Genomic DNA, 11373 nt, shown 5'->3' with positions numbered 1-11373 from the left:
TCTGCGGACAGGGGATCAGGTACGGACTATCGTGTTCTGCTATGCAGAACAGTCAGCGGAAGAGTCAGGGTGAGGCGGCGGTACCGGCGGGAGAGGCGAAGTACTGGGTGAAGACCGTGGGGCGCGGCGCGGAGATCCTGGAGGCACTCGCCGCCGGGGGCCCCGGGCGGGGGCTCAGTGTCACCGAGGTGGGCAAGGCGTGCGGGATCTCCAAGAGCGCGGCCTTCGGCATCCTCCAGACGCTGCGGCACTACGGGATGGTCGCCGACGAGGGCGAGGGGATGAACCGCCGCTACCGGCTCGGGATGGCGCTCGCGCGGCTCGGGGACCGGGCCAGGGCGCAGGTCTCGCTGCGGGACGTGGCCCGTCCGGTGCTCGCGCGGCTGTCGGAAGCGACGGGGATGGCGGCGCGGGTCGCGGTGCCCGAGGCGGGGCAGGCGGTCGTGATCGACCAGGTGGACCGGGCCGTGGGGCCCGGGCTCGACCTGCGCATGGGCACGCGCGAGCTGCCGCACTGCTCGGGGCTCGGCAAGGCGCTGCTCGCCGCGCTCCCCGAGGACGAGGCGCGGGCGCTGCTCGCCGCGAGCGGGCTCCCGCGCAGGACCTCGCGCACCATCACCGACGAGCCGACCCTCCTCGCGCACCTGCGCGACGTCCGGGCCTCGGGGTACGCGCTGGACGACGAGGAGGACGCGGAGGGGATCTTCTGCATCGGGAGCGTGCTGAGGGACCACCGCGGGGAGCCGGCCGGGGCGATCAGCGTCACGGGTCTCAAACTGGACCTGCCGAGCTGGCGGTTCCAGGAGCTGGGGCGGGAAGTGCGGGACGCGGCCGGGGAGATCAGCGGGGCGCTCGGGTACGTGGTGGAAGCGGCCGGGCGACAGGGGCCCGGGGCGCTCGATACGTGAGGGGAGCGGCCGGGAGGGAAGGGCGGGGCGGAAGGGGCGGCGCGCGGGAGGGGTTGACCTCGCTCGCCGGGGGTGCTTAGGTACCGGCAATCCGGCGGGCCAGTGCCCGAGCCGGGCCGTGACCGGTTTCTCTCGGGCTGCTCTCCCGGGGTCACGGCGCGGGGCCGAGCGCCCCGCTTCCCCACCTCGCCATCCGCCCCCGCTCGTACGGGCCCGCAACGGCCTTCGTGCGACCGGTAGTCGTTCGCCGCGGGAATGCGCCACCTCACCAGCCGGTCCACCACCCGAGGTTGAGTCCCCCGTGAGCACTGCGTCCCGTCCTCCCTTCCCCGAACCACTCCCCGAGACCGAGACCGAGACCGAAGCCGAAACCGGGCCCGGCACAGCCCGCCGCAGACAACTCCTGCGGGCGGGCGGCCTCGGCGGGCTCCTGCTCGCCGCGACCGCGGCCGGCACGGCCAGCGCCTCGGCCGCGCCCGCCAAGGGCGCCCCCGCGCCCCGTACCGTCACTGACGTCAAGGCCCTGCGGGCCCTCCCGGGGCACACCCTCTCCTCCGGCGAGACCGTGCTCGTCACCGGCTACCGCACGCCGGGCGACGGCGGCGGGATGCTCCTGCGCTGGGACGCGAAGTCCGGCGCCGACGACGACGGCGGCACCGTCCTCGCCCCCAAGGGCGCGGGGAGGAAGGGCCGTTGGCTGCGCCTGCACGACGGCGTGATAGACCTCCGTTCCTTCGGTCTCTTCGGCGCGGACGCCCCCGCCGACGCCGCGCTCGACGCGCTCGTGAACGATCCGTCCGTGCACCGCGTCGAGGCGCACACCGATCTGAACTTCACCGAACGGCACACCTTCGACCGCTCGGGCATCGAACTCGACTTCGGCGGCCACCGCGTCACCACCACCGGCATCGAGCCGAACACGGACGACAACCCCTTCGGTGCCGTCCTCTACTTCAAGGGCAAACGCACCGGGACGACCGTCACCGCGAAGCTCTCGGCTCCTATGCCCGACCTCGCCGACGTCTTCGAGGTACCCGCGTCGAGCGCGTTCCAGGTCGGCGAGTGGTGGGCCGTCGAGATCGACGCGAAGCCCGGCGGCGGCCAGTACGAGAAGGAGGTGCAGCGCCTCGTCCAGGTGACGCAGCGGGTCGACGCCACGCACATCCGCGTCAACTACAAGATCGGCTGGGACCTCGCGGCGGGCCGCACCTTTAAGTGGACGAAGGTCGAGCCCGTGACCCGCAGCCACGTGCGGAACATGGTCTTCGAAGGGGTCCCCGACGCCGACCAGCTCTCCGGCTCGCACCCGGTCGCCTACGAGTACGCCGTCTCCTGCGACGTCTCCGGCATCGACGCGACCGGCACGTTCTGGCCCGTCGTGATGCGCCGCTGGTGCACGTACTTCCACACCCACCAGTGCCAGTTGAAGAACCCGTCCTCGGTGACGTGGGGCGGCGCGGGCTACCTCACCCAGCAGATCTACTGCCTGTACGGGCACGTCGAGGACTGCCACACGGCGAACGCACGCCACCTCAACGACTGGACGGCGTCCGCGTACGGCTACGTGACCAACTGCCACGGCGACGGCGACGACCAGGGCCCCTTCGTCACGCACGGGCAGTTCGAGCACGACCTCGTCTACACCGGCAACTCCGGGCTCATGACCTTCGCCAACTCGGGGACGGCCTGGGGCGGTGCCGCGAAGCGGGTCAGCGTCACGCGGCACGTGTGCTCGTGGTTCGTGGCGCGCGTCGCGGTGACCGACCTGACGCTTGAGGACATGCGCGTCATCGGCAACGCGCAGTCCGGCTCCGGGATGATCTGGATCAACGCGGACGGTGCCCAACTGCGGGGCTGCACCGCGTCCGGGCCGCTCGTGATCACGCAGACCTCGACGCGCTCGACACGTCCCACCGTCGTCGCCGACTCCGCCTTCACGCTGGGCAAGGGCGCCGAGGTGACCGCCGCGAACGTGAGCACGGCCGTGCACCTGGAACGGGTCGCGCTCGACGGACTCGACGGCGCCTCCTTCAAGGGCACCGGGCCGCTCGTGCTCCAGGAGTGCTCCTTCACGGGGAAGGCCGACGCGGCGCCCAGCACCTTCGCGCACTCCTCCACGACCGTGCGCGGTGGCCGCCACCAGGACACCGGCCTCGTGCTGAACGGCGCGAAGGACCAGGAGGTCGTGGTCGATGGGGGCGCGGTGCTCGGCGGCACCAACGCGGCCGGCGCGTTGCTCTCCCGTACGGGCGACAAGGACCGGACCGTACGGTGGCGGCTCGGCGCCTGCACGAGCGAGCCCGCGGGTGACACCGCGCACGTGCGGCTCACCGAGGGCGCCAACGAGTACCTCGCCCAGGGCGCGGTGCTCCGCGGCGGCAGCCTCGACCTCGCCGACGCCGCCTTCGCCAAGGGCTGGCTCCTGCACAGCGGGTGCGTCGAGGACGGCACGACCCGCACCCGGCTGCCCGCCGAGGGCGACCGCGTCCGGCACCAGGACGGGAACCTTCTGCTCGGCTGACCGGCCCGGGACACCGGCCCGGTGGGCGGCACCCCTGGCCGTGTGCCAACTCCCGCCGGGCCATAGCGCCCGCACCACCCCCGCACCACCCCGTACCGCGAGGACACCTCACCATGACTGCTCCACTCCGCAGCACCGCAGGGCCCGTGCGTATCGCGCTCGCCGGCGCGGGCAACCGCGGCCTGACGTACACCGACTGGATCAACGCGCATCCCGGGCGGGCCCGGCTCGTCGCCGTCGCCGACCCGCTGCCCGCCGCGCGGGCCCGTGCGGCGGCGGGCGCGGCGGGGCCCGTCGCGGAGTTCGACGACTGGCGGGGGCTGCTGCCGGGCCCCGACGGCGAGCGGATCGCGGACGCGGTGCTCGTGTGCACGCAGGACAGGGACCACGTCGAGCCCGTCCTCGCGCTCGCCCGCGCCGGGTACGCGCTGCTCACCGAGAAGCCCCTCGCGCCGGGTGAGGAGGAGACCCGCCGCCTCGTCGAAGGGGTCCTCGGCACCGGGGTGCCCTTCGCCGTGTGCCACGTCCTGCGGTACACGCCGTACACCGACCTCGTGAAGGGCGTCGTGGACAGCGGGGTGCTCGGCACGGTCACCGGGATCGAGCACCTGGAACCGGTCGGCTGGTGGCACTACGCGCACAGCTACGTGCGCGGCCCCTGGCACAGCGAGGCCGCGTCGTCCCCGATGATCCTCGCCAAGTCGAGCCACGACCTCGACTGGATCGCCTACGTGACGGGCCGCCGCATCGAAACCGTGGCGAGCTTCGGCTCGCTCGCCCACTTCCGCCCCGAGAACGCCCCCGAGAACGCGGCGAGCACGTGCCTCGCCTGCCCCGAGGCGGTCGAGTCCGCGTGCCCGTACTCGGCGCGCAAGCTCTACTACCCGGCACTGCGGAAGACCGGCGGCGCGTGGCCCGTCAGCCACGTCACCGACCGCGCGCACGGGCCGGAGGACGAGGCGGTGCTCACCGAGGCGCTGCGCTCGGGCCCGTACGGGCGGTGCGTCTACCACGCGGACAACGACGTGGTCGACAACCAGGTCGTCGCGATGCGGCTCTCCGGCGGGATCACCGGGACCTTCACGATGAGCGCCTTCACCGAGCAGACGCACCGCCAGACCCGGATCTTCGGAAGCCACGGCTGGCTGCGCGGCGACGGCGAGCGCGTCACCGTGCACGACTTCCGCGACGACACCGTCACCGTCCACGAGACGGAGGCGACCGGCTCGAACGCCGCCGAGGGGCACGGCGGTGGCGACACCGTCCTCATCGCCTCCTTCGTCGACGCGCTCGCCACCGGCGACCTCTCCCGCATCCGCTCGGGCCCCCTCGACTCGCTCGGCTCGCACCTCGCGGCGTTCGCCGCGGAACGCTCCCGCCACCGCGGGACCGTCGAGCAGGTCCCCGCCCGCTGAACCTCCCCGCTGAAGCCTCTCGCTGAACCCCCCGCGCCCCGCACCGCCGAACGCCGCCCCCTCCCCCGTACCGCCTGGAGAACACCACCATGAGAATCCGCCGCAGCCTCGCCTGTACCGCCCTCGCCCTCACGACCCTCGCGGCGACCGCCGCCTGCGGTTCGGGCAGCGGGGGCTCGGGCAAGGGCACCGTCAACGCCTGGGTCTACCCCGTCATCACCGACGAGAAGGCCAACAAGGCATACTGGGACGGCCTGGTGAAGGAGTTCGAGAAGAAGAACCCCGACATCGACGTCAAGGTCTCCACCTATCCCTGGGCCAACCGCGACACCTCCCTCGCCACCGCGCTCTCCGCGAACAAGGGCCCCGACGTCGCCTATCTCATCCCCGACCAGCTCGCCGCCTACCAGCGCAACCTGGTCCCCGCCGACGAGTACCTGCCCGCCGCCGACGCGAAGGCGCTCCGCCCGGCGGCGCGCGAGGCCGTGACCGTGGACGGCAAGGCCCTCGCGACGCCGGTCCTCATGTCCGCGTACCCGCTGCTGTGCGACAAGAAGGTCTTCGAGGCCGCCGGGCTCGCGGACCAGTACCCGAGCACGTGGGACGACCTCAACGCGCTCGCGCCGAAGCTCAAGGCGAAGGGCTACTACGCGACGAGCTACAGCGGCGACACGACCGCGACGCTCAACATGACCTTCTACCCGCTGCTCTGGCAAGCGGGCGGGGACGTCTTCGCGAAGGACAACAAGAGCGTCGCCTTCGACAGCGCGGCCGGCGTCAAGGCACTGAGCTGGCTGCGCCGTTACGTCGAGAAGGGGTGGACGCCGAAGGACCTCGTCACCTCGACGCCGAAGATGGAGCAGACCGACCTCGCCAAGAACAAGGTCGCGTGCACGTGGCAGAACACGGCCGCCGAGGTCGCGCCCTTCTGGGGCGAGGACAACATCGTCGTCCGGCAGCCGCTCAGCGCCGACACGAGCGCCGCGTACGGCACCGTGGGCACCCTCGCGGTCTTCAAGGGCGGCGACACGAAGGCCGCGGGGAAGTGGGTGAGCTTCGTGAGCTGGGCGAAGAACAGCGCGGGACTCCAGAAGCCTGGCGGCTACTTCCCGACCCGCGAGGACGCGAGCGACCTCTACCCCGGCGACGCGCGCCAGCAGGAGACCGCGAAGGCGCTCGACACCACCAAGGTCGGCCCGCTCGCGACCGCCGCGCGCGACGTCATGGGCTCGCTCGCGCCGGAGATCCAGGCCGCGCTGCTGGGCAAGAAGTGCCCGAAGGACGCGCTCGACGCGGCGGCGAAGGCCGCGGACCAGGTCATCGCGCGCAAGCGCTGAGCCGGAGCGCCGTACCGGAGGGGGTCGGGCGAGCGCGCCCCGACGCCCCCGCTCCCCCACCCCTCGCGCCGCCCCCGCGCGGCGTCCGCACCACCCCGAAGGAGGTCCCGTGTCCGCTCTCGCGGAACGCCCTCACCCCACCGGCCGGCCCCGGCGCGGGCCGCACGCCCGGCGCGAGGCCAGGATCGGTCTGCTCTTCGTCCTGCCCGCTCTCCTCCTCTTCCTCGCCTTCCGCTTCGGGCCCGGCATCGCGGGCCTGCTGCTCGGCTTCACCGACTACACCCTCGGCCAGGACACGCACTTCACCGGGCTCGACAACTTCGACCGGCTGGTGCACGACCCGCTCTTCTGGTCGGCCCTCAAGGTCACCGTCGTCTACACGGTCATGGCCGTGCCCGTCACGATCGCCGCCTCGCTCGGCCTCGCGCTCCTGACCCGCCGCGCGTTCCGGGGCTCGAAGCTCTTCCGCTCCGTCTTCTTCCTGCCGGTCGTCACGAGCCTCATCCTCGCCTCGACGGTCTTCCTGTGGATCTTCTCCTCGGACGGCCCGTGGTCGAAGGTCATGGGCTTCCTCGGACTGCCCGATCAGTCGTGGCTCGCGGATTCCGCGCTCGTACTGCCCGCGCTCGCGATCGTCGGCGTCTGGTCGCGTTGCGGGTACGGGATGCTCATCCTCCTCGCGCGCCTCCAGGAGGTGCCGCGCGAACTGGAGGAGGCGGCCCTCGTGGACGGGGCCGGGCCCTGGAAACGGTTCCGGTACATCGTCGCGCCGCAGCTCAAGGGCTCCTTCTTCTTCCTCGCGGTCATCGAGACCACCGCGAGCTTCCAGGTCTTCGACGCGGTCTACATGATGACCGGCGGCGGCCCGGCGAACGCGAGCTACAGCCTCGTCTTCCAGCTCTACGACGCCGGCTTCAAGTACTTCGACCTCGGCTACGCCAGCGCGATCGGCTGCGTCCTGTTCGTCCTGACCCTCGTGGTCGCGGCCGTCCAGCGGCTGGTCATCGGAAAGGAGAGCTGACGATGAGCGACACCGCCGAACTGCCCCGTACCGCTGCGGATTCAGGGCGGGAGGCCGCCAGGGGTTCCCTCGGGAAGCCCGCCCGGTCGTCCGCCGGAAAACGCCCGCGCGAGCCCAAGCCGTACGAGACGCTGCCCGCCGCGCTGCGGATGCGCCGCCGGGGCAAGGTGCTGCGCGGGGTGCTGCTCGTCGTCGCCGCGCTCCTCACGATCTTCCCGTTCTACGCGATGGTCGTGCTCTCGCTGAAGCCCGAGGGAGCCGTCGACCTGCCGGGCAGCCTCGCGCCGTGGCCGCTGCACGGCGGCGCGTACGGGGACGTGCTCGGCTCGCAGGACGTGCCGCGCTGGCTGCTCAACACCCTCGTGTACTCCGTCGTCTCGGTCGTCGGGGTGCTCGTGCTCTCGGCGCTCGCCGGGTACGCCTTCGCGAAGAAGCGCTTCCCCGGGCGCGAGACGATGTTCTGGTCGTTCCTGTCGATGGTCATGGTCCCGTACCACGTCACGATGATCCCGACCTTCATCCTCATCGCGAAGCTCGGCGGCGTGGACACCTACTGGGGTCTCATCCTGCCGACCCTCGCCAACGCCCAAGCCGTGTTCCTCATGCGGCAGTTCATCATGGGGCTGCCCGACGAGCTGTTCGAGGCGGCCCGTCTCGACGGCTGCTCGGAGCTCCAGATCTTCTTCCGGATCGTGCTGCCGCTCCTCAAGCCCATCCTCGCGACGCTCGGCACCTTCGTCTTCCTGTGGCACTGGAACGACTTCCTGTGGCCGCTCATCATCGGCCAGTCCACGGACATGCGCACGCTCACCGTGGGCATCGCCTCGCTCCAGCAGCAACAGGTGCCGCTCAACCAGGTACTCGCCGGTTCCGTCGTCGCTTTCGTTCCGATCTTCAGCGCCTACCTGGTGGGCCAGCGGTACTTCACCGAGGGCGTCACCGGTTCGGCCGTGAAGGGATGACCCGCACCCCCATGTCCACCACTCTTTCCTTCCCCGGGGACGAGAAGGGTCTCAAAGACCTCCTCGCCACTCCCTCCCCCGGCCTCGTCGCCGATCTCGCGGGCCTGGAGGGCGATCTCGTCCTGCTCGGCGCGGGCGGCAAGATGGGCCCGAGCCTCGCCCGGCTCGCGCGCCGCGGGCTCGACGCCGCTGGACGCGCGGACGTCACCGTGCACGCGGTCTCGCGGTGGAGCGACCGCGCGGCGGCCGACGCGCTCGCCGCCGAGAACGTCAGGCCCGTCGCCTTCGATTTGATGGCGGGCGACCCCGCCGACCTCCCCGACGCCGGGAACGTCGTCTTCATGGTCGGCGCGAAGTTCGGCTCGGCCGGGCGGCCCGACCACGCGTGGGCCGTCAATGCCGCGCTCCCCGACCGGATCGCGCGCCGCTACGCCGCCGCGCGGATCAGCGCCTTCTCGACCGGGAACGTCTACCCGCTCGTCCCCACCGCCTCGGCGGGCAGCGTCGAGAGCGACCCGGTGGGCCCGGTAGGCGAGTACGCGATGTCGTGCCTGGGCCGCGAGCGCGTCTTCACCCACCACGCCCGGGAGCACGGGCTGCGGCTCGCGCTGATCCGGCTGAACTACGCCGTCGACCTGCGGTACGGGGTCCTCGCCGACCTCGCGACGGCGGTGCGCGCGGGCAGCCCGGTGGACGTGACGACGGGACATGTCAACGTCGTGTGGCAGGGCTACGCGAACGAGGTCGCGCTGCGCTCCCTCGCCCACGCCGCGCGCGAGCCCTTCACGCTCAACCTCACCGGCCCCGAGACCGCCTCGGTGCGCCGCCTCGCCGCGCTCCTCGCCGCCGAGTTCGGGACCGAGCCCGCGTACGCCGGTACGGAGTCCGGCACGGCGCTGCTCTCGGACGCCTCGCGGTGCCACGCGCTGTTCGGCTACCCGGCTGTGCCGCTGCGCACGCTCGTCGGCTGGCAGGCCGAGTGGCTGCGGCGCGGGCTGCCGCTCTCGGGCAAGCCCACCAAGTTCCAGGTCCGCGACGGAAGGTTCTGATCACCGGTGCCCGCAATGCCCTCCCCCACACCGCTCTCCCCGCTCGCCCCCACGCCGCTCGACACGCTCGCCGCCGGCACGGTCGTCCCCGCCCACCCGCTCGCGCTCGACGCGGACCGCCGCCTCGACGAGCGCAGGCAGCGCGCCCTCACCCGCTACTACCTCGCCGCCGGGGCGGGCGGCGTCGCGGTCGGGGTGCACACGACGCAGTTCGCGATCCGCGAGCCCTCCGTCGGCCTGCTGCGCCCCGTACTCGAACTCGCCTCCGAGGTCGTCGACGAGGAGGCCGCCCGCCTGCGCCCGCCCGAGGAGGCCGCCGCGCCCTTCGTGCGGATCGCGGGCGCCTGCGGCTACACGCGGCAGGCCGTCGCCGAGGCGGAACTCGCGCGCGAACTCGGGTACGACGCCGTGCTGCTGAGCCCGCTCGTGCCCGGCGCCGACGAGGCCGGGCTCCTGGAGCGCACGCGGGCCGTGGGCGAGGTGCTGCCCGTCATCGGCTTCTACCTCCAGGAGGCGGTGGGCGGCAGGCGACTGTCCCCCGCCTACTGGAGCGCGCTCGCCGAGATCGAGTCCGTCGTCGCGATCAAGACGGCGCCCTTCGACCGCTACCGCACCGCCGACGTCGTCGCGGCCGTCGCCGCCTCGGGACGCGCGGGCGAGGTCGCGCTCTACACCGGCAACGACGACGCGATCGTGCAGGACCTCCTGACGCCGTACGGCACGGCGGAGGGCGAACGGTGGTTCGCGGGCGGGCTGCTCGGGCACTGGGCGGTGTGGACCCGCGCCGCCGTCCGGCTCTTCCACGAGGTACGGCGGGCCCGCGCGGGCGATCACGCGCTGCTCACCGAACTCCTCGCACGCGGCCCGCAGGTGACGGAGTCCAACGCGGCCGTCTTCGACGTGCGCTACGACTTCCGGGGCTGCGTCGCCGGGGTGCACGAGGTGCTGCGCCGTCAAGGGCTGCTCGCCGGGACGTGGTGCCTGGACGTGGACGAGGGGCTCTCACCGGGGCAGGCGGAGGAGATCGCCCGGGTCGTGAAGACGTATCCCTGGCTGACGGACGACGCCTTCGTCGCGGAGCACCTCGATGACTGGCTCCGCTGAGTCGGCGTCGGGGAGCCGCCCCCGCGTCGTCGTCGCCGTGCCGCCCGCGCTGCGCGCGCGACTGTTCACGGCGGCGGCGTGGGACCGGCTCTCCGCACTCGCCGAGCCGACGCTCGTGGACGCCCACGGCGACCGTACGGAGCTTGCCCGCGTCCTGCGCACGGCCCGCCCGCACGTCCTCGTCACCTCCTGGGGAACCCCCAAGATGGATGACGAACTACTGGCCTTGGCACCCGAGTTGGGGCTCCTCGCGCACACGGGCGGGGCGGTGAGCCCGTACGCGGGGCCCGAGGTGTTCGCGCGCGGGGTGAAGGTGACGCAGGCGGGCGGCGCGATGGCGCGGCCGGTCGCGGAGGTCGCGCTCACCTTCACGCTGAACCTCCTGCACCGCGTGCACCGCTTCGACCACGCGCTGCGCTCCGGGGCGCCGTGGGAGGAGGCTTCACGGGCGCCGGAGCGGCACGAGATCCTCGGCTGCCCGATCGGGGTCGTCGGGGCCTCGCGCACGGGCCGGGCCTACATCGCGCTCGTACGGGCGCTCGGCGCCGAGGTGACGGCGCACGACCCGTACCTCGGCGCCAAGGACGCGGAGCGGCTCGGCGTGCGCCGCGCGCCGCTCGACGAGGTGCTGCGCACGAGCCGCGTCCTCGCGCTGCACGCCCCTGCCGTGCCCGAGACGCGCCACCTGCTCGGCGCGCGGGAACTCGCCCTGCTCCCGGACGGCGCGGGGCTCGTCAACACCGCCCGCTCGTGGCTCGTCGACGAGGCGGCACTGCTCGCCGAGGTGCGCGGGGGGCGGCTCGACGCGGCACTCGACGTGTACGACGCGGAGCCGCTGCCCGTGGACCACCCCTTGCGCGCGCTGCCGAACGTCCTGCTGACTCCGCACCAGGCGGCGGCGACCGTCGAGGGCAGGCACGCGCTCGGCACGAGCACCGTCGCCGAGATCGCCAGGTACCTCGCGGGCGAGCCACTGCGGCACGCGGTGGGACCCGAGGCGCTCGTACGGGTCGAGTGAGCGGTGCCCGTACGGATCGGGTGAGCGGTGCCCGTACG

9 protein-coding genes are annotated in these 11373 nt (G+C 72.8%); all 9 read left to right on the top strand.

Going from position 1 to position 11373, the window contains the following annotated elements:
- The first annotated feature begins 41 nt into the window (after positions 1–41).
- The 9 genes from ACIP4O_RS16710 (at position 42) to ACIP4O_RS16670 (ending at position 11335) form a co-directional block, all read left to right on the top strand.
- Positions 42–908 carry an IclR family transcriptional regulator gene (locus ACIP4O_RS16710; protein ID WP_401575182.1) on the top strand — a complete coding sequence of 289 codons (867 nt, stop codon included), beginning with the start codon at positions 42–44 and terminating at the stop codon, positions 906–908.
- A gap of 718 nt (positions 909–1626) precedes the next feature.
- The gene (locus tag ACIP4O_RS16705; protein WP_401575495.1) at positions 1627–3429 is read left to right on the top strand and encodes a peptidase C14; all 1803 of its coding nucleotides are present in this window, start codon (positions 1627–1629) and stop codon (positions 3427–3429) included.
- A 113-nt stretch (positions 3430–3542) separates the two neighbouring features.
- Positions 3543–4844, top strand: coding sequence for a Gfo/Idh/MocA family protein (locus ACIP4O_RS16700; RefSeq protein ID WP_401575181.1), 1302 nt, complete (start codon positions 3543–3545; stop codon positions 4842–4844).
- 89 nt (positions 4845–4933) lie between these two features.
- Positions 4934–6181: an extracellular solute-binding protein gene (locus ACIP4O_RS16695; protein WP_401575180.1), complete on the top strand. Its 1248-nt coding sequence runs from the start codon at positions 4934–4936 to the stop codon at positions 6179–6181.
- 109 nt (positions 6182–6290) lie between these two features.
- Positions 6291–7202, top strand: a complete 912-nt coding sequence (locus ACIP4O_RS16690; RefSeq protein ID WP_401575179.1) for a carbohydrate ABC transporter permease — start codon at positions 6291–6293, stop codon at positions 7200–7202.
- 2 nt (positions 7203–7204) lie between these two features.
- The gene (locus ACIP4O_RS16685; protein ID WP_401575178.1) at positions 7205–8164 is read left to right on the top strand and encodes a carbohydrate ABC transporter permease; all 960 of its coding nucleotides are present in this window, start codon (positions 7205–7207) and stop codon (positions 8162–8164) included.
- 11 nt (positions 8165–8175) lie between these two features.
- Complete coding sequence (locus tag ACIP4O_RS16680) at positions 8176–9213, top strand: NAD-dependent epimerase/dehydratase family protein (protein ID WP_401575177.1); 1038 nt, start codon at positions 8176–8178, stop codon at positions 9211–9213.
- Between the two features lie 15 nt (positions 9214–9228).
- Positions 9229–10317, top strand: a complete 1089-nt coding sequence (locus ACIP4O_RS16675) for a dihydrodipicolinate synthase family protein (protein WP_401575176.1) — start codon at positions 9229–9231, stop codon at positions 10315–10317.
- Positions 10301–11335, top strand: a complete 1035-nt coding sequence (locus tag ACIP4O_RS16670; protein WP_401575175.1) for a hydroxyacid dehydrogenase — start codon at positions 10301–10303, stop codon at positions 11333–11335. Before ACIP4O_RS16675 ends, ACIP4O_RS16670 begins: the two co-directional genes overlap by 17 nt.
- Positions 11336–11373: the final 38 nt, after the last annotated feature.

The sequence above is a fragment of the Streptomyces sp. NPDC088923 genome (assembly GCF_044749745.1).
Classification (GTDB): domain Bacteria; phylum Actinomycetota; class Actinomycetes; order Streptomycetales; family Streptomycetaceae; genus Streptomyces.
This window is presented reverse-complemented; position numbering and strand designations above follow the sequence as displayed.